We start from the raw sequence: 19,441 nt of genomic DNA on the forward strand, positions 1-19,441 counted from the left end.
ATTCATTGTCTGGTAGTTATGGCGAGAAGGTCACACCCGTTCCCATCCCGAACACGGTAGTTAAGCTTCTCTGCGCCGATGGTAGTTGGGGGCTTCCCCCTGTGAGAGTAGGTCGCTGCCGGGCAATTGGAAGGCTCAGAAATTTTCTGAGCCTTTTTTTTAATACTTTTTTTTAGAAAGTGTTTAAGGTGGTATTTAAAATGGAATAGGGATAGTGTAGAATGGATAAGTAGGTAAGTCTGTTTGGTTTTAAAGGAAGTGGGGATTAGGATGGTTCATGGGGCAATTGGTATTGTGCTTACAATTTTTATTGTGAACATTTTATATGTCGCGATTTCAACGGTGCGATTGTTGCTAACAATGAAGGGATATCGTTATTTGGCGGCTTTTGTGAGCGTTATTGAAATGGTTGTGTACGTGGTGGCGCTTAGTTTGGTGCTTGATAACTTAAATAATATCGCGAATGTGATTGCATATGCAGTCGGATTTGGCGTGGGATTGTTTATCGGTATGAAAATCGAGGAACGTTTGGCGTTAGGTTATATTACGGTGAACGTGATTACGCAGGAGTACAATTTGGATTTGCCGAACCAGATTCGGGATTTGGGTTACGGGGTGACAAGTTGGCTTGCGAATGGTCGAGATGGTGAGCGGATGATGCTCGAGATTTTGACACCACGGAAAAATGAACGGAAGCTTTATAAGGAAATTGTGGCGATTGATGAAAAGGCATTTATTGTTTCTTCAGAGCCGAAACAAATTCATGGTGGATTTTGGGTTAAGAGTGTGCGAAAACGAATGAAGTGAAGTCCTGCTGGTTGGCGGGACTTTTTTATAATTAAGCAAAAACCGAACGTTCGGTTTTAGAAGTATAAAAATGTTCGATTTTTAATTGACAATTAAGGTTTGTATTGTTAGAATTAAGGTGTTGAAACGGAAATTCACTTTTATAGAAGGAGTTGAGCCGTAAATGTCTGCGGATGTTGGTGTCATCATGGGGAGTATCTCGGATTTTGAAACGATGCGAAAGGCTTGTGAGATACTGGATGAGCTGGAGATTTCTTATGAGAAGAAGGTTGTTTCGGCGCATCGTACGCCTGATTTAATGTTTCGTTATGCGGAGGCGGCGCGAGAAAATGGAATAAAAGTGATTATTGCAGGTGCTGGCGGAGCGGCGCATTTACCAGGAATGGTTGCGGCGAAGACGACGTTACCTGTTATTGGTGTGCCGGTTAAATCGAAGGCGCTGAATGGAATGGATTCACTTCTTTCAATTGTACAAATGCCAGCTGGTGTGCCAGTTGCTACGGTTGCAATTGGTGAGAGTGGTGCTGTGAATGCTGGTTTACTGGCTGCACAAATCTTATCAATTTCTAATGATTTAATTGCTAGCCGATTAGCGAAAAGACGTGCTACACTAGAGGAAACTGTACTAGAAAGTAGTGATAAACTTGAATAACACATTTTTATTACCGAATAGCACAATTGGCATAATTGGCGGTGGACAACTAGGCAGAATGATGACACTTAGTGCGAAAGCGATGGGGTATCGGGTGATTGTTTTAGACCCAACTTTTGATTCGCCTTGTGGTCAGGTTTGTGATGAACAGATTGTGGCGGAATATGATGATATTAAGGCGTTACGCGAGCTCGCGGCGAAGTCAGATGTCGTGACGTATGAGTTTGAAAATGTAGATTACGGGGCGCTTGCAAAAGTGGAAGATATGGTGAAAGTTCCGCAAGGCTCCGAGCTTTTGTCGATTACGCAAGATAGGATTTTAGAGAAAGCATATTTGGAGTCTGTGAATGTGAACATTGCTCCTTATGCGGTTGTTGTTGATAAAGAGGATATTTTGGAACAGATTAAAAGTATTGGCTATCCAGCTGTTGTGAAAACGGCGCGGGGCGGATATGATGGAAAAGGTCAAGTTATTCTCCGTAGTGAGGCAGATGTGGATAAAACCCTTCCAGTGTTAAAATATGGTTCGTGTGTGCTCGAAGCTTTTATTCCGTTTGAAAAAGAAGTTTCTGTTGTTGTAGCTCGAAATGCTGCGGGGCAAATTGAAACCTTTCCAGTAAGTGAAAATGTGCATCGCAATAATATTTTGCATACATCCGTTGTGCCGGCAAAACTAGAAGCCGATGTCCACGAGGAGGCGCAAGCCATTGCTGTGAAATTGGCCGAGTTTTTAAGCTTAGAAGGCGTTTTGGCGGTTGAAATGTTTGTGACAGCGTCTGGCGCGCTATATGTGAATGAGCTCGCGCCTAGACCGCATAATTCGGGGCACTATACGATTGAAGCATGTAATATTTCGCAGTTTACGCAGCATATTCGGGCAATTGTTGGCTTGCCGCTTTTAAAGCCGGAATTGATTAAGCCAGCAGTCATGATTAACATTTTAGGGCAGCATGTGGAAGGCGTAAATGAACAGATGGGTGATTACTCGCGTTGGTATGTGCACTATTACGGGAAAAAAGAAGCGAAGCGCGACCGCAAAATGGGGCATATTACGATTTTAGCGAATGATCCAAGCGCTGTATTAATTGATTTAGAAGAAACGAAAATTTGGAAATAGATGGAGGACTAAAGGCGCATGATTGAACGTTATACGAGAGAGGAAATGGGCAAAATTTGGACGGAGGAAAATCGCTTTAAGGCTTGGCTTGAAGTTGAAATTTTAGCTTGTGAGGCATGGGCAGAGCTTGGCGATATTCCAAAAGCGGATGTAGCTAAAATTCGCGAGCATGCGACATTCGATGTTGAACGGATTAAAGAGATTGAGCTTGAAACGCGTCATGATGTGGTGGCTTTTACACGTGCGGTTTCTGAAACGCTTGGTGCTGAACGTAAATGGGTGCACTACGGCTTAACGTCAACGGATGTGGTGGATACAGCAAACTCTTACTTATTAAAACAAGCGAATGAAATTTTACGTAAAGATTTGGAAAACTTCATTCAAATTTTGGCTGACAAAGCTCGGGAACATAAAAACACGGTCATGATGGGTAGAACACACGGCGTTCATGCGGAGCCGACGACATTCGGGTTGAAACTTGCACTTTGGCATGAGGAAATGAAGCGTAATTTAGAGCGATTTGATCATGCGGCGAAGGGCGTTGAATTTGGTAAGATTTCTGGTGCAGTTGGCACGTACGCGAATATTGACCCTTTTGTCGAAGAATATGTTTGTAAGCACTTAGGCACTACGCCGGCACCAATTTCCACGCAGACACTGCAGCGCGACAGACATGCGGAATATGTCGCAACACTTGCTTTAATCGCAACGTCTGTTGAAAAATTTGCGGTTGAGGTGCGTGGCCTTCAGAAAAGTGAAGTTCGTGAAGTGGAGGAAGCTTTTGCGAAAGGCCAAAAAGGGAGTTCGGCGATGCCGCATAAGCGTAATCCGATTGGCTCGGAAAACGTGACGGGGCTTGCACGCGTAATTCGCGGACATATGATGACGGCGTATGAAAATGTGCCGCTATGGCATGAACGCGATATTTCACATAGCTCGGCGGAGCGAATTATTTTACCAGATGCGACCATTTTACTTGATTATATTTTAAGTCGCTTTGGAAACATTGTGAAAAATTTGTCGGTATTTCCTGACAATATGAAGCGAAATATGGATGCGACGCTAGGTCTAATTTATTCACAGCGCGTCTTACTTTCTTTAATTGATAAAGGAATGGCGCGGGAAGAGGCATATGATACGGTTCAACCAAAAGCGATGGAAGCGTGGGAAACGAAAACGTCTTTCAGAACGCTTGTGGAAAATGAGCCGAAAATTACCGCATTACTTTCGGAAAAAGAGATTGATGACTGCTTTGATTATCACTATCATCTTAAAAATGTAGATTTAATTTTTAACCGTTTAGGGCTTTAAAATACGACTTGCTCGTCTTTTATTAGGCGAGTGAGGCTACTTTTTTCAAAAGGAGAGATTTTAAGTGACAGACGAACTCATTTACGAAGGCAAAGCGAAGGAACTTTTTACGACAGAAAAAGCGGATGTGCTCCGTGCGAAATATAAAGATGATGCAACGGCATTAAACGGCGGAAGGAAAGAAGTTTTTGCGGGAAAAGGAATACGCAATAACAACATTACTTCGCTTATTTTTCGTTATTTGAAAAACGAGGGAATTCCGAGTCACTTTATTGAACAAATTTCTGAAACGGAACAATTGATTCGAAAGGTGGACATCATTCCACTGGAAGTGGTGGTGCGAAATGTGCTTGCGGGTAGTCTTGCGAAAAGGCTTGGCAGGGACGAGGGGGAACTTATTGATACGCCGATTGTGGAATTTTATTTTAAAAATGATGCACTAGACGATCCTTTCATCAATGATGACCACGTTGTTTTTCTCGGTGCTTGCGATAGGAAGGAAATTGAAACGCTTAAGGCTCTCGCGCTTCAAGTGAACGGTAAATTACAGGAACTTTTTGAAAAAATGGGGATTACGCTTGTTGATTTTAAACTTGAATTTGGACGCGATGCGGCAGGTCAGATTTTGCTTGCGGATGAGATTTCGCCGGATACGTGCCGACTTTGGGATAAAGAGACGCGGGAGAGGCTCGATAAGGATGTCTTTCGTCGGAATATTGGGAATTTAATTACAGTTTATGATGAAGTTTTATCGCGACTTGAGGAGGTCATGAAGTAATGTATAATGTGAAAATTTATGTGACGTTAAAGAAAAGTGTGCTTGATCCGCAAGGGGACGCGGTGAACGAGGCGGCTATTAGTATGGGGTATGCGAGTGTTCAGGACGTTCGGATTGGAAAATATATGGAGCTTCAAGTTGAAAAAACGGATCGTGATGTACGCGTTATGTTGGATGAACTTTGTGATAAATTGTTAACGAATCCAGTGATGGAAGATTATCGTTACGAAATTGAGGAGGCATAAGAATGAAATTTGCTGTGATTCAGTTTCCGGGGTCAAATTGCGATTTAGATATGCTTCATGCTATCCGAGATGTGCTAGGTGAGGAAGCCGAATACGTGTGGCACGCTGAAAAGTCGCTTGCTGGATTTGATGCGGTGCTTCTTCCGGGTGGCTTTTCATACGGGGACTATTTACGCACGGGCGCCATCGCTAAATTTGCGAATATTATGAAAGAAGTGATGCGTTTTGCGGAAGAGGGGCGTCCCGTTCTAGGCGTTTGTAACGGATTTCAAATTTTAACGGAATGCGGCTTGTTGCCAGGCGCGCTCATTCGGAATCGCAATTTGCATTTTGTTTGTAAAACGTTGCCGCTTCAAGTTGAGAATGCGGATACGCTTTTTACGTCTAGCTATCAAGCTGGTGAAGAAATCCAAATTCCCGTGGCGCACGGGGAAGGCAATTATTATTGCGATGCAGAAACGCTTGCGGAACTTCAGGCGAACAAGCAAATTGTCTTTACGTATGCGGCTGAAAATCCAAATGGTAGCGCGGCGAATATCGCTGGTATTGTGAATAAACGCGGCAACGTGCTTGGCATGATGCCACATCCAGAGCGAGCTGTCGAAGAAATTGTCGGCGGTATGGACGGCTTGAAATTATTTCAATCGATTGTCAGTTCTATGAAGGAGGCGAGCGAAAGTGCTAGCAAATGAACCAACGATGGACCAAATCGCACAGCAAAAAATATATCAGGAAATGGGTTTAACGGATAGCGAATTCGATTTAATCGTTTCCATTCTCGGGCGCAAGCCGAACTACACCGAAACAGGCCTCTTCTCGGTCATGTGGTCGGAGCACTGTAGTTATAAAACTTCCAAACCGGTTTTGAAAAAATTCCCAACAGAAGGGCAGCAAGTCTTACAAGGCCCGGGTGAGGGAGCTGGAATTGTTGACATTGGGGACGAACTAGGCGTGGCTTTTAAAGTGGAGAGTCATAACCACCCGTCATACGTGGAGCCATATCAAGGTGCGGCAACTGGAGTCGGCGGAATCATTCGCGATGTGTTTTCGATGGGCGCTCGTCCAATTGCGATGCTGAACTCACTTCGTTTCGGCGAACTAAATAATCCGCATACGAAATACTTGGTAAATGAAGTTGTGGCAGGCATTGCAGGTTACGGAAACTCAATTGGGATTCCGACGGTTGGGGGCGAGGTACAATTTGAAACGTGCTACTCGAAGAACCCGCTGGTCAACGCCATGTGTGTGGGTTTAATCAAAAAAGAAGATATTCAAAAAGGGCAAGCAGTTGGTGTTGGCAATCCGGTCATGTACGTTGGCGCCAAAACGGGGCGTGACGGAATTCACGGGGCGACGTTTGCTTCGGTGGAATTTAGTGAGGAAGGCGAACAGCAGCGTTCAGCGGTTCAAGTTGGCGATCCGTTTATGGAAAAACTGCTTTTAGAGGCTTGTTTGGAAGTCATTCAGAAGCATGCGGATATTTTAGTTGGGATTCAAGATATGGGGGCAGCGGGACTTGTGAGTTCGAGTTCGGAGATGGCATCGAAGGCGGGAACTGGTCTGCGTCTTGTGATGGACGATGTGCCGCAACGGGAAACGCATATGTCCGCGTATGAAATGCTGCTTTCGGAGTCGCAGGAGCGGATGCTTTTATGTGTGAAGCGCGGTCATGAGGCGGAAATTGTAGCATTGTTTGAGCGTTACGGCTTGCATGCGGTGACAATTGGCGAGGTGACGGATGATAAAATGTACACGATTGTTCATCACGGGGAAGTTGTGGCGAGTGTACCGGTTGATGCTCTTGCGGAAGATGCGCCGGTTTATCACAAACCGTCAAGTGAACCAAAACGTTACCAAGAGTTTCAAAATGAAACGCCATTTCGGCCTAATCTTTTAAACCTAAAAGAAACTTGGGAAAAGCTTTTGGCTCAACCGACAATTGCGAGTAAGCGGTATATTTATGAGCAATATGATTACCAAGTGCGCACGAGTACGGCGGTTGTGCCGGGTAGTGATGCGGCGGTTGTACGTGTGCGTGGAACGGAGAAGGCGATTGCGATGACGACGGATTGCAATTCAAGGTATTTGTATCTTGACCCAGAGCTTGGTGGTGCGATTGCGGTGAGCGAGGCGGCGCGTAATATTGTGGCGAGTGGTGCAAAACCGCTTGCGATTACGGACGGCCTTAATTTTGGAAATCCGGACAAACCGGAAATTTTCTGGGAGATTGAGAAAGCGGCAGACGGCATTAGTAAGGCGTGTCTTGCGCTTGATACACCAGTTATTTCGGGGAATGTGTCGATGTATAATGAAACGGACGGCACGGGGATTTACCCGACACCAGTAATTGGTATGGTTGGTTTGGTTGAAAATATAAAAGATATTACGACGCAGGATTTTAAGGCGGCAGGTGATGCGATTTATTTGGTCGGTGACACTTTCGCTGAATATAATGGCTCGGAACTGCAAAAGCTCTTGCAAGGTAAGATTTCTGGGCGTGCTCCGCGGCTTGATTTAGATGTGGAACAGGCGAACCAGGCGGGGGTACTTCAAGCGATTCAAGCTGGACTTGTTCAAAGTGCGCATGATATTTCAGAAGGCGGTTTTGCAGTGGCACTCGCGGAGGCGGCATTTAAAGGCAATTACGGGGCGAAAGTGGCTGTGCCATTTGAACTTGAAATGATTTTCAGTGAGTCACAATCTCGTTTTATTGTATCGGTGAAACAAGCGGACAAAGCGAAATTTGAGGAAATTTTCGCGAACAAAAATGTGCATGAAGTTGGAGTGGTGACGGAAGACGCTGTGCTAATGATTTCTTCCAAAAAAGAAGAAGTGCTTGTATCTACGGAAAGTTTGCGCGAAATTTGGGAAGGGGCTTTGCCATGCTTGCTGAAATAAAAGGTTTGAACGAGGAATGTGGAATTTTTGGCGTTTGGAATCACCCGGCTGCTACGGAAATTACGTATTACGGCTTGCACAGTTTGCAACATCGCGGGCAAGAAGGCGCTGGGATTGTGTCAACGGACGGTCTGACGCTTAAGGGGCACCGGAATTTAGGGTTGCTTGCGGACGTTTTTAAACACGGAGAGCTTGATGGGTTAAAAGGAACGGGGGCAATTGGGCATGTGCGATATGCGACGGCAGGAGGCAAAAGTTTAGGCAATGTGCAGCCGTTTTTGTTCCACTTTCAAAACTCTTCATTGGCGCTTGCGCATAACGGCAATTTAATTAACGCTTCATCGCTACGTGCGGAACTGGAAAAAGAAGGGGCGATTTTCCAAACGAGTTCGGATACGGAAGTGCTGGCGCATCTGATTAAGCGCAGTCAGACGGGGGACTTCATTCAAGATTTGAAAGTGGCGCTAAACCGTGTGAAAGGCGGCTTTGCCTATATGCTTCTTACGGAACATGCGATGATTGCCGCACTAGATCCGAACGGCTTCCGTCCGCTTTCGATTGGCCGGATTGGCGACAGTTACGTCGTTGCATCGGAAACATGCGCGTTTGAAACGGTAGGTGCAGAATTTGTCCGTGACGTTGAACCAGGCGAACTCATTGTGATTGATGATGACGGACTTCACATTGACGTTTTCACCAAAGAAGTCAAGCACTCGATTTGTAGCATGGAGTACATTTATTTTGCACGCCCCGACTCAAATATTGCGGGGATTAACGTGCACTCGGCGAGAAAGCGTAGTGGCAAACGGCTCGCACAGGAAGCTTTCGTGGACGCTGATGTCGTGACAGGTGTACCTGATTCGAGCATTTCAGCGGCAATCGGTTACGCGGAGGAATCTGGGTTACCTTACGAGCTCGGTTTGATTAAAAATAGGTACGTGGCCAGAACGTTCATTGAGCCTTCACAGGAGCTAAGAGAACAAGGGGTGCGCATGAAATTGTCGGCGGTTCGCGGTGTCGTTGAAGGTAAACGTGTCGTCATGATTGACGATTCCATTGTGCGCGGAACAACGAGTAAGCGTATTGTTCAACTACTGCGCGAAGCTGGCGCCAGAGAAGTGCACGTCCGAATTGCTTCCCCGCCCCTTGCGTTCCCGTGTTTTTACGGCATTGATATTCAAACACGCAACGAACTCATTGCGGCAAACCATAGTGTCGATGAAATTTGCCGAATTATCGGCGCTGATTCGCTCACGTATTTAAGTGAAGAGGGGCTTGTGGAAGCAGTCGGCAAACCTTATCCGAATGAGCCGTACGGCGGTTTATGTATGGCGTATTTTAACGGCGACTATCCAACTGATTTATATGATTATGAAGCGGAGTATTTGAAAAGCCTAGAAGATCAAAAAAACTAAAACGAGGAAGTGTTAAAAAGTGGAAAATGCATACAGTAAGGCAGGCGTTGATGTCCATGCAGGCTACGAAGTCGTGGAACGCATTCAAAAACATGTTGCGCGGACAGAGCGATTAGGCGTTATGGGCGCACTTGGCTCCTTTGGTGGCATGTTTGATTTAAGTGAGCTCGCATTAAAAGAACCTGTTTTAGTATCAGGCACAGATGGTGTTGGAACAAAACTCGCTGTGGCGATCTCTGCTGGAAAACACGATACAATTGGGATTGACTGCGTTGCTATGTGTGTAAACGATATACTCGCACAAGGCGCCGAGCCACTTTTCTTTTTAGATTATATTGCGACAGGGAAAAATACGCCGTCCAAAATGGAACAAATTGTGAAAGGTGTGGCGACTGGCTGCGAGCTTTCAGGGTGCGCGCTTATCGGCGGGGAAACCGCTGAAATGCCCGATATGTATGCGGCGGACGATTACGATTTAGCTGGCTTTACTGTTGGCGCTGTTGAAAAAAGCAAATTGATTCAGGCTGATGCCGTTCAGGCGGGTGACGTTTTAATTGGGCTTCCTTCAAGCGGCATTCATAGCAATGGCTACTCGCTCGTTCGAAAAATCTACTTCAAAGATGGTGCTCTAAAATTGAATGCCAAGCTTCCAGAACTCCCAGACGGGGAACTTGTGGACTACTTGTTAGAACCGACAAAAATATACGTAAAGCCTGTTTTAGAAGTCTTAAAACAAAGCAAGGTGAATGGCATTGCGCACATCACGGGCGGCGGCTTTATTGAAAACTTGCCGAGAATGCTGAACGAAAATTTGGCGGCGGAAATTAAATGTGGCTCTTGGCCTGAACTGCCGATTTTCAGTAGCCTTAAAATGCGCGGTCAGCTAGATGAAATGGAAATGTATAACATCTTCAACATGGGAATTGGCATGGTGCTAGCAGTTCCAGAAAATGAAGCGGCGAACGTTTTACATGTATTGCAGGAGCTAGGCGAGCCGGCTTATAAAATTGGGCGCGTCACGGAGAAACAAACGGTAGCCGTCACATTTATTGGGGGCGAAACGAAATGAATATCGCCGTCTTTGCAACAGGTTCGGGAACGAATTTCGAAGCGCTCATGAAAAGCGATGTCGGGGATAAAATCGTCCTGCTCGTCTGTGATAAAGCGGGCGCCGGGGTGCTCGAGAGGGCCAAGCAATTTGGCGTGCCGACATTTCTGTTTGAGCCGAAAGCTTACGCGCATAAAGCGGAATTTGAAACCGCCATTTTAGCCGAGCTAGAAGCGAAACAGGTAGACTTTATCGTCTTGGCTGGCTACATGCGCCTCATCGGCGAAACGCTACTCGACCAGTATCCGAATAAAATTGTCAATTTGCACCCGTCACTTTTGCCGAAATATCCGGGCAAGGATGCGATTTTACAGGCGCTTTCAGACGGGGCAGACGAGACGGGCGTCACCGCACATTTTGTAGATGCGGGCATGGATACGGGCGAAGTGATTGCACGCGAAAGCATTCCAATCCTTGCAACAGATAAGGAGGCGTCACTCACGGCGAAAATTCACGAAATCGAACATATCTTTTACCCCAAAGTGGTGAAAAATTTAGTAGAGGGGAAGTTTAAATAAATGAAAAGAGCGCTCATTAGTGTGTCGGACAAAGAAGGCGTGGTGGCCTTCGCGAAGGCACTCGTACAACTTGACTTTGAGATTATTTCAACTGGCGGAACGAAGAAAATTTTGGAGGAAAACGGCGTTTTAACCACCGGAATTGAAGCGGTGACGGAGTTTCCAGAAATGCTAGACGGACGCGTGAAAACCCTCCACCCGATGATTCACGGTGGCCTTTTATTTCGGCGTGACCTAGAAACGCATGTGAATGAGGCTAAACGACACGGTATCCAGCCGATCGATTTAGTTTGCGTCAATTTATATCCCTTCCAAGAAACGATTGCGAAACCTGATGTGGCACTTAGCGAAGCCATTGAAAATATCGACATCGGTGGCCCTTCGATGCTCCGTTCGGCGGCCAAAAACTATCAGGCGGTGACGGTTTTAGTTGATGCGGCCGACTACGCGCCTGTTTTAGCTGAACTTGAAAACGGCGGCGTGACACCCGAAACTCGTGCGAAACTTGCCGCAAAAGTGTTCCGCCATACGGCTTCCTATGATGCGCTAATCGCGGGCTTCTTGACGGAAGAGGAATTCCCTGAAAAGCTCACGCTAACATATGACCTAAAAGAAAGTTTACGCTACGGTGAGAACCCGCACCAAAAGGCGGCTTTTTACGAAGAACCACTGGCGGACGTTCATAGTGTGGCACACGCTTCACAGCTCCACGGCAAAGAGCTATCCTACAACAACATTCGCGATACAGACGCTGCGCTTAAAATTGCAGCCGAATTCACAGAACCTGTAGCAGTGGCCGTGAAACATATGAACCCATGCGGCGTTGGTGTCGGTACGACGATTTTTGAGGCGTATGAAAAGGCGTACGAGGCGGATGAAACCTCGATTTTTGGTGGCATTGTCGCGCTAAATCGTGAGGTTGACGTGGAAACTGCGCAAAAGCTAAGTGAAATCTTTCTGGAAATCATTGTTGCGCCAAGTTTTTCTGACGCCGCGTTAGCTATTTTAACCAAAAAGAAAAATATCCGTTTGCTTTCGGTCGACATGTCGAGTTTTGCGCCGAGCTTGGAAAAAACGTCTGTGAACGGCGGCTTGCTTGTCCAAGATAGTGATACTTTTGTGGCTGATCCCGAGACTTTTACGGTTGTGACGGAAAAAGCACCGACTGACGAGGAGATGCGCGCGCTTCTTGTGCAGTGGAAAATTGTGAAACATGTGAAGTCAAACGCGATTGTTGTCGGAAACGCTAGCCAGACGCTCGGTGTCGGCGCTGGACAAATGAATCGCATCGGTGCGGCAAAAATTGCGCTAAGTCAAGCTGGCGTGAACGCACAGGGGGCAGTACTAGCGAGCGATGCTTTCTTCCCAATGAATGACACGGTTCTTGCTGCAGCAGAAGCCGGCATTACCGCAATCATTCAACCAGGCGGCTCGATTAAAGATGCGGATTCCATTGAAATGGCAAATAAACACGGTATTGCAATGGTTACAACACATGTTCGTCACTTTAAACATTAAAAAGGAAGTGAAAAGATGAAAGTACTCGTAATTGGTAGTGGTGGCCGAGAACATGCCATCTGTCAAAAACTTCTTTCCTCGCGTGACGTTGACACCGTTTTTTGTGCCCCAGGAAATGACGGCATGAAAAACAGCGGCGTGCACTGCGTGGACATTCAAGAAAAAAACGCTAAAGCACTAATTCACTTCGCGCAAGAAGAAGCCGTCGCATTCACGGTAGTCGGCCCAGAAATCCCGCTTTTATCAGGCGTAGTGGATGCCTTCACAGAAGCTGGTTTGCTCGCGTTCGGTCCAACAAAAGCCGCCGCTCTCATCGAAGGAAGCAAAGATTTCGCCAAACAGTTCATGCAAAAATACGCGATTCCAACCGCAAACTCGAAGACCTTCACCAAGTACGAAGAAGCGAAAGCCTATTTGGAGGAAAAAGGAGTCCCCATTGTGATTAAGGCGGACGGACTTGCCGCCGGAAAAGGCGTTGCTGTCGCAATGACGATGCCAGAAGCCGTACTCGCATTAAAGGAAATGATGCTAGAAGAACGATTCGGTGAAGCCTCACAAAAAGTCGTCATCGAAGAATTTTTAGAAGGCGAAGAATTTTCCCTCATGGCCTTTGTAAACGGCGAAGAAGTCTATCCGATGCCCATCGCCCAGGATCACAAACGCGCCTATGACGGCGACAAAGGTCCAAACACAGGCGGAATGGGCGCCTATTCACCCGTTCCACATATACCAGAAAAATTGGTCGAAGAAGCCATTCAAACGATTCTTTTTCCCGCAGCAAAAGGAATGGTCGAAGAAGGGCGTGAGTTCCGAGGTATCCTTTACGCCGGCTTGATTGCCACAAATGAAGGTCCGAAAGTCATCGAATTTAATGCGCGCTTCGGAGACCCAGAAACGCAAGTCGTCCTCCCGCGCCTAGAAAGCGACTTCGCCGAGCTCATCTTCGCACTTCTAAAAAATGAGACTCCCGACGTACGCTTTAAAAAAGCAGGTATTCACCTCGGCATCGTCCTTGCAAGCAAGGGCTACCCCGAACAATACGAAACCGGCCAATTGCTAACCGGCCTTGACCAAGTCAGCCCAGAAATCGCAATCTATCATGCTGGAACAAAATTGGACACTGCCGGCAATCTCATTTCAAATGGTGGCCGAGTACTCCTTCTTCAAACTTTTGCAAATACAATGAAAGAAGCACGTCAAATTTTATATGCGGAAATGAAGAAACTAGACAATCCAAATTTCTTCTACCGAATTGACATAGGTGCGAAAGCTGAATAAGATAAAACAAGCGGATGAGCGATTTGGCAAATCCGCTTTTCCCTTTTACAGAAATAAAGTAGTTGCTTTTTCATGCGTTGGTACGTTAAAATATGAAAGTACAAGTAGAGGAACGGAGGTTATCTAAATATGCAAATAGAAAAGATTCGTGGGGAAGGTTTGGATGCTTTTTTTAATGGTATTTTAAAGCTCGAAACGCTTGAAGAATGTTATGCTTTCTTTGATGATGTCTGCACTGTGAATGAAATTCAGTCGATGTCACAACGCTTCCAAGTTGCTAAAATGCTTTCAGAAGGAAAAACATATAATGTTATTGAAGCAGAAACAGGTGCAAGCACCGCAACGATTTCACGTGTAAAACGTTCGCTAAACTACGGTAACGACATGTATGAAGTTGTGTTCAACCGAATGGAAACGAAGTAAGAAGGATATAAATGAAGAAGAAACCAAGTAAAGGGTTCCAAACTGCGATTATCGCCATTTTGGTTCTCGCCGTTATGTATATTTCAATCGATATGATTATCCAAAATGTCGGACTGAATTTCAGCATGTTATGGCACTGGATATTCATTATTTGTTTTAGTTTCACAACACTTTTCAATGTGCGCGCAAAAAATTACATCGGAATTTCCATCGGACTTTCTGGTATGTGGATTTGTGTATTGAGTCTTATTTTGATGGCGATTTAGTCTAAAACAAAATAAAAAAATGAGAGCTTGCTAACGCAAGTTCTTTTTTTGTGCAAAAAAACCGCCTAAGAATAGGCGGTTAATGATTAGCAATTAACGTAACATTTTCAAAATCTTATTACTGAATTTACCAAGCAAAATACCTATGATAAAAGTAAAGGCAAGGTAAACAAGTAAGCCGACTATCATTGGATTGAAGTAGCCTACTAAATCGAAAGAATAACTCGGGAAGCCTTCGATTAGATAAAGGAAGAAGGACCAAGTACCCAAAAATAGTAAGAATTTACTTTTTACATGGAAAGACTGGACTACCATAATAACAAGGAGCGCTCCGATAAAGCACATAAAGGATGCCATTGGAATGTTAGAAGTGAAGTATAAAAATACGCACACAACCGTTAATGCAATTAGGCTGCCCCACTTTATTGAGGCTTTTGCTAATAATTTATCTTTCATAGGTGCTAACCAGTGTTCTTCTCTTTTCAGGAAGACCCCAACCGGAAAGGCGATGGAATAAAATAACCAGTATTCGTCAATAAACACGATGCTGACTGAACCGAGTAATAATATAATCAGTTGTAATACACGATTTTTTACAAGTAAGCGCGCGATTAAGAATAACGTGTACCAAAATAGTATAAATAGTACAAACCACATCGTCGGATCTAAGTCACGTCCGATATCAAAGAAAAACATGATTGAAAATAATTGTTTCATCGAAAAAGTTTGCTGGAAAATAATGGCTACAAAAATCAGTTTAAAAATACTAAAAATCCAGTATGGGATAATGATTTTGACATAACGCTTATAGTATTTGGATAAACCGTTTTTATCAGCAGAGGCCGTTAGTCCATATCCTGAAAGAATTAAAAATATCCACACAGAAATCGGACCAATATAATGGTAATTATCAAAGTTTTTATAGCATATATGTGACACGATTACTATAAAAATAGCTATCCCTTTTAAAAGAGTCGTCTGTTGCTTTGTTATCATAAAACTAATCTCCTTATTTGACTAAAATAATCGTTCTCAGGTGTTCTTTTTCATCTTCATTTCGGCAAGTTTTCTCTGTTCATCTCCTCCATATAGGTCGAAACCTCACTAAAATCAGACTTCATTATAACATAAAGCATTTTTGGAAAAAAGGAGGTTTTTAAGTCAATATTTAAGTTTATTAGAGGTATTTAGATGGAAATTGTTACAATTTATACATAAAATACCAGTTTATTCAATTTTGGAAGAAGAAAAACCTCCTAGCTTGGCGTATGCAATTGGTGTAGCTATACAAGAAAATAATAAACTGGTGTCGCCAAAACTTTCGCTTTTAAAGGTGCAATCTGGGCAAGTGAATCATCGTAATACGCTTCTCGTCACCCTTCAAAATCTGAAAAGCATAATTTGGCGCGATTTAAAGTTACAGGGGAAAATTTATCGAAAAGGTCGAATGGAAGTGAATAAGTACAATGAGTAAGCGGTTGAGCTAGACCAGAGTGGAATCTCATCGTGCCAATTGTGTACTTCTTCTTGTAGCAATGATTATCGGTCCGTTTGGGCTTGAGAATTGAAGTGAAAATGAAGAAAATTTGTCACAAAATTTATATATATTTTTTTTGAAAATCCATTTTTCTGGCTTTTTTCGGTAAATTTTAAATGTTACTATGAAAAAAGCTTACAGTGATTAGAGGATTAAAAAAGGAGGATTGTGTTAAAAAATTAGACAGTATAATAGACAAGGGGACTAATAGGAAACGATTAGGATTAGAGGTGTCCTGATGCGGACCCCCTATTTTTTGCCATGTCTAAAACGCTCGAAAGGAGAATTGAATATTGAAAATTAAGAAATCTAGATTAAGGAAAACGGTGATTAGTACTTTAGTAGCGACCCTGTTTGCATCAACAATTGCTACTTCATTGCCATATAATGCAAAAGCAACTGAAGGCCATGCACAGGAGGCTGGGCTAAATAGTTCATTAACTTCAGTCACAAGTAACTTACTGCAAAATCCTGGATTTGTAGGGGACGGAAATTTGATTACAAATTGGGATGTACAAGGTAGGTATTCAGCGGGCCGAGCTTATTATATGGAAAATTATAGGATATACGGCGGTTCTGGAGAATACTTGGATAATTATATGGCTCCACAAAGTGATGGAAGTATTAACGTTACACATAAAAGGGCTATAAATAATGGACATATTGCTTTTTTAGGACAAAATGTAGAGGTTATAGAGGGACACAGATATCGTTTGTCTGTGGATTATAAGTATGTTTCTGGATCGGATTTAGAACATATCCAAGTACGGACATCAGACTTCAATAATAATGATGTTGAGATATCAAACAGTGATTGGTTACCTGTCACGAGTCCTACAGCAAGAAATTATACGACAACTGTCACTGCTCCTGCAGACATCACGATGCGGATTGAATTAAAAGTACTTGGTTTTAAAGATGCAATTGGTACGGAAGGTACAATAAATATTGGAAATGTATCATTGATGGATTTGGATGCAGCTCTTGATCAAACAACTATTAATGAGTTAGACACGGATTCTGTCAAAGCGGAGGGAACTGCAGAACCAAATGCAACGATTGAAATCAAAGCAGGTTCGACAACGCTTGGTACAGGGAGAGTAGCTGCAGATGGGCAATATAGTTTGACGATTCCAAAACAAGCAGTAGGAACCGTTGTGACGGCAACTGCAACGGCATACGGGAAAACGTCAAGTGTAAATACAACTGTTGCACAAGGAAATATCGCACAAACAACCATTAGTGCGTTAAATACAGATTCTGTCAAAGCGGAGGGAACTGCAGAACCGAATGCGACGATTGTAATTAAAGCAGGTTCGACAACGCTTGGAACGGGTACAGCAAGTTCAGATGGTCGTTACAGTATAACGATTCCAAGGCAAGAGGCAGAGACGTCTGTGACAGCAACGGCAACATTGAACGGGAAAACATCAAGTGCAGATACAATTGTTGCACAAGGAAACATCGCACAAACAACCATTAATGCATTAGATGCGGATTCTGTCAAAGCAGAGGGAACCGCAGAACCAAATGCGACGATTGTAATTAAAGCAGGTTCGACAACACTTGCAACGGGTCGAGTCGGTTCAGATGGTCGTTATAGTGTAACAATTCCGAAACAAGTTTCAGGAACAATTGTGACAGCAACGGCAACAGCAGATGGTAAGACATCGAGTGTGAATACAACCGTTGCACAAGGTAACCTTGCTCAAACAACCATTGAGCCATTAAACACAGATTCGGTAATCGCCGTAGGAACCGCAGAACCGAATGCGACGATTGTGTTAAAAGATCAAAATAATAATCAACTTGCAACAGGGCGAGTAGGCTCAGATGGTCGTTATAGCTTGACGATTCAAAAACAAATGGTTGGGACAGTTGTGACGGCGACAGTGACACAAGGTGGTAAAACGTCTAGTGCTTTTACGACTGTAACGAATGAGCATATTGCTCAAACTACTATTAATCCATTAAATGTAGACTCGAGAGTAGCGACAGGAACAGGTGAACCGAATGCAACAATTGTGCTGAAAGACCAGCATAATAATCAACTTGCGAGTGGTCGAATTGCTTCAGATGGCGCTTACAGTTTGACGATTCCAGCGCAAGTAGCCGGAACAGTCGTAACTGCCACTGTAACAGCAGGTGATAAAACGTCTAATGCCCATACAACAGTTACACAAGCAGCAAAAAGTGGTACGGTTACCGTGAAACAAGACTTTTATGTAGGCTATGATAGTCGCATTCAAGCAGAAGTAACAGGTGATGTGGAGAGAGTTTACCTAGAAGTGAACGGCGTTCAACAATCTAAGGTTCCTGTTACAGGAAGCTTCACTTACTATGCTAAAAATAATATTACAAGTATAAATCAAACAGTCTATTTAGTTGGACTTGATTCAGCAAATAGAGAACTAGACCGCGCACGAGTAAATTTAAAAGATGGGCAACTAAAAATTGGAGCGGTTTCCCCGAATAACTTTGTAGTGGGGACTGATGCTTATGTGGAAGGAACGTATACGGGTTCGGTAAGAAAAGTAGGACTTTCTGTGAATGGAACAACGCTTTCTAAAGTTCCAGTTGAAGCAGACGGTAAATTCCGCTATTATGCACGTTCAAACATTACAAATGCAGATACAGATGAAGTGTTTGTCATCGGTTACAATTCGGAAAATACCGAAGTTTCACGGAAGAAAGTAGACTTATATCGACCAGGGAGTTTAGGTGGGACAATTACGGTTAATCCGAATTACTATGCTATTTCAGACTCATATGTAGAAGGAACGTATGCAGGCAATGTGAAATATGTATCCTTGGTTGTGAATGGAACAGAGTATTCGAGAACATCCGTGATAAATACGACAACATGGAGATACTATGCTAAAGATAAAATTGCAACGGGCGACACAGTTTCTGTGAAAGGGTACAATGCTGCTGGAAATGTTGTCGATCAAAAACCAGTCAATGTGGTTCTAAGTCCACCACAAAATAATGCAATTGCAGCAAATGACTTTTTCTTACATCAAGATAAATATATATCAGGGACGTATGAAGGAAGCGTAAAATATATTGCGTTGAAAGTGAATGGAACATTATTGAGTAGGATTCCAGTTCCATCAGACGGCACGTATACCTACTATGCTCGTCCTAATATTACATCTCTTACAGATACAGTATCCATTGTGGCTTACAATCAGGAAAAAGTACAAGTTGCAGAAGCTCCAGTTCGTGTTCGATTAACAAGTGACATTACATCGAATAGCTATCGAATTGGGGACAAGTCAATTATTGGAACCTATTCAGGAGATGTGAAATACATTTCTGCAACCGTGAATGGGACACAACTTTCTAAGATTCCTGTGGATAACACGGGTACGTATAGCTACTATATTAAACGCGATGTAACGAGCGTTACGGATGAGGTTATTATGAAGGGATATAATGCTAGTGGCGCTGTTGTGGCTACTAACACAGTAAGAATTACAGCATAATTTAATAATCGCTATTTAATCAGTCAGAAATAAAAACCTGAAGGCAACGTACTTGAAATACGTTACCTTCAGGTTTTTTTAG

Annotated in this window: 18 protein-coding genes and 1 rRNA gene; 18 read left to right on the forward strand and 1 reads right to left on the reverse strand. The window is 43.7% G+C overall.

Annotation, left to right across the window (positions count from 1 at the left end; genetic code table 11):
- Window positions 1-8 precede the first annotated feature (8 nt).
- The 16 genes from rrf (at window position 9) to CFS60_RS10575 (ending at window position 14,334) form a co-directional block, all read left to right on the forward strand.
- A 5S ribosomal RNA gene (gene rrf, locus CFS60_RS10500) occupies window positions 9-124 on the forward strand.
- A 146-nt stretch (window positions 125-270) separates the two neighbouring features.
- Window positions 271-807, forward strand: coding sequence for a DUF2179 domain-containing protein (locus CFS60_RS10505; protein WP_088810841.1), 537 nt, complete (start codon window positions 271-273; stop codon window positions 805-807).
- A gap of 163 nt (window positions 808-970) precedes the next feature.
- Window positions 971-1,459, forward strand: coding sequence for a 5-(carboxyamino)imidazole ribonucleotide mutase (gene purE, locus CFS60_RS10510; RefSeq protein ID WP_088810842.1), 489 nt, complete (start codon window positions 971-973; stop codon window positions 1,457-1,459).
- A complete protein-coding gene (gene purK / locus CFS60_RS10515; protein WP_088810843.1) occupies window positions 1,452-2,576 on the forward strand; it encodes a 5-(carboxyamino)imidazole ribonucleotide synthase in 1,125 nt (374 codons plus the stop codon). The genes purE and purK overlap by 8 nt, the downstream gene beginning before the upstream one ends.
- Window positions 2,577-2,594: 18 nt before the next feature.
- Window positions 2,595-3,887, forward strand: coding sequence for an adenylosuccinate lyase (gene purB, locus CFS60_RS10520; RefSeq protein ID WP_088816200.1), 1,293 nt, complete (start codon window positions 2,595-2,597; stop codon window positions 3,885-3,887).
- Window positions 3,888-3,951: 64 nt separating this feature from the next.
- Window positions 3,952-4,665, forward strand: coding sequence for a phosphoribosylaminoimidazolesuccinocarboxamide synthase (gene purC, locus CFS60_RS10525; protein WP_088839225.1), 714 nt, complete (start codon window positions 3,952-3,954; stop codon window positions 4,663-4,665).
- On the forward strand, window positions 4,665-4,910 hold the full coding sequence (gene purS / locus CFS60_RS10530; RefSeq protein ID WP_088810846.1) for a phosphoribosylformylglycinamidine synthase subunit PurS: 246 nt from the start codon (window positions 4,665-4,667) through the stop codon (window positions 4,908-4,910). The genes purC and purS overlap by 1 nt, the downstream gene beginning before the upstream one ends.
- A gap of 2 nt (window positions 4,911-4,912) precedes the next feature.
- Window positions 4,913-5,602 (forward strand): phosphoribosylformylglycinamidine synthase subunit PurQ, encoded by a 690-nt coding sequence (purQ, locus tag CFS60_RS10535; protein ID WP_088839226.1) that lies wholly within the window; start codon window positions 4,913-4,915, stop codon window positions 5,600-5,602.
- Window positions 5,603-5,609: 7 nt separating this feature from the next.
- Window positions 5,610-7,808 (forward strand): phosphoribosylformylglycinamidine synthase subunit PurL, encoded by a 2,199-nt coding sequence (gene purL / locus CFS60_RS10540; protein ID WP_088839247.1) that lies wholly within the window; start codon window positions 5,610-5,612, stop codon window positions 7,806-7,808.
- Window positions 7,793-9,223 carry an amidophosphoribosyltransferase gene (gene purF / locus CFS60_RS10545; RefSeq protein WP_088839227.1) on the forward strand — a complete coding sequence of 477 codons (1,431 nt, stop codon included), beginning with the start codon at window positions 7,793-7,795 and terminating at the stop codon, window positions 9,221-9,223. The genes purL and purF overlap by 16 nt, the downstream gene beginning before the upstream one ends.
- 19 nt (window positions 9,224-9,242) lie before the next feature.
- The gene (gene purM, locus CFS60_RS10550; protein ID WP_088839228.1) at window positions 9,243-10,292 is read left to right on the forward strand and encodes a phosphoribosylformylglycinamidine cyclo-ligase; all 1,050 of its coding nucleotides are present in this window, start codon (window positions 9,243-9,245) and stop codon (window positions 10,290-10,292) included.
- Window positions 10,289-10,849, forward strand: a complete 561-nt coding sequence (gene purN, locus CFS60_RS10555) for a phosphoribosylglycinamide formyltransferase (protein WP_088839229.1) — start codon at window positions 10,289-10,291, stop codon at window positions 10,847-10,849. Before purM ends, purN begins: the two co-directional genes overlap by 4 nt.
- A complete protein-coding gene (gene purH / locus CFS60_RS10560) occupies window positions 10,850-12,367 on the forward strand; it encodes a bifunctional phosphoribosylaminoimidazolecarboxamide formyltransferase/IMP cyclohydrolase (protein WP_088839230.1) in 1,518 nt (505 codons plus the stop codon).
- A 15-nt stretch (window positions 12,368-12,382) separates the two neighbouring features.
- Window positions 12,383-13,645 (forward strand): phosphoribosylamine--glycine ligase, encoded by a 1,263-nt coding sequence (gene purD, locus CFS60_RS10565; protein WP_088825853.1) that lies wholly within the window; start codon window positions 12,383-12,385, stop codon window positions 13,643-13,645.
- Window positions 13,646-13,774: 129 nt separating this feature from the next.
- Window positions 13,775-14,068 carry a YerC/YecD family TrpR-related protein gene (locus CFS60_RS10570; protein ID WP_088810853.1) on the forward strand — a complete coding sequence of 98 codons (294 nt, stop codon included), beginning with the start codon at window positions 13,775-13,777 and terminating at the stop codon, window positions 14,066-14,068.
- A gap of 11 nt (window positions 14,069-14,079) precedes the next feature.
- Entirely contained in the window at window positions 14,080-14,334 is a 255-nt protein-coding gene (locus CFS60_RS10575) for a hypothetical protein (protein ID WP_088810854.1), read from the forward strand.
- A 93-nt stretch (window positions 14,335-14,427) separates the two neighbouring features.
- Here CFS60_RS10575 and CFS60_RS10580 read toward each other — a convergent pair whose 3' ends face one another.
- On the reverse strand, window positions 14,428-15,330 hold the full coding sequence (locus tag CFS60_RS10580; RefSeq protein ID WP_088810855.1) for an acyltransferase family protein: 903 nt from the start codon (window positions 15,328-15,330) through the stop codon (window positions 14,428-14,430).
- A 202-nt stretch (window positions 15,331-15,532) separates the two neighbouring features.
- On the opposite strand from CFS60_RS10580, the gene CFS60_RS10585 reads away from it, so the two are divergent.
- On the forward strand, window positions 15,533-15,808 hold the full coding sequence (locus CFS60_RS10585) for a WxL protein host-binding domain-containing protein (RefSeq protein WP_159458306.1): 276 nt from the start codon (window positions 15,533-15,535) through the stop codon (window positions 15,806-15,808).
- 356 nt (window positions 15,809-16,164) lie between these two features.
- Window positions 16,165-19,359: an immunoglobulin-like domain-containing protein gene (locus CFS60_RS10590; protein ID WP_088839232.1), complete on the forward strand. Its 3,195-nt coding sequence runs from the start codon at window positions 16,165-16,167 to the stop codon at window positions 19,357-19,359.
- The last annotated feature ends 82 nt before the right edge of the window (window positions 19,360-19,441 follow it).

It is taken from the genome of Listeria sp. ILCC792, assembly GCF_900186135.1.
Taxonomy (GTDB): Bacteria; Bacillota; Bacilli; order Lactobacillales; family Listeriaceae; genus Listeria; species Listeria goaensis.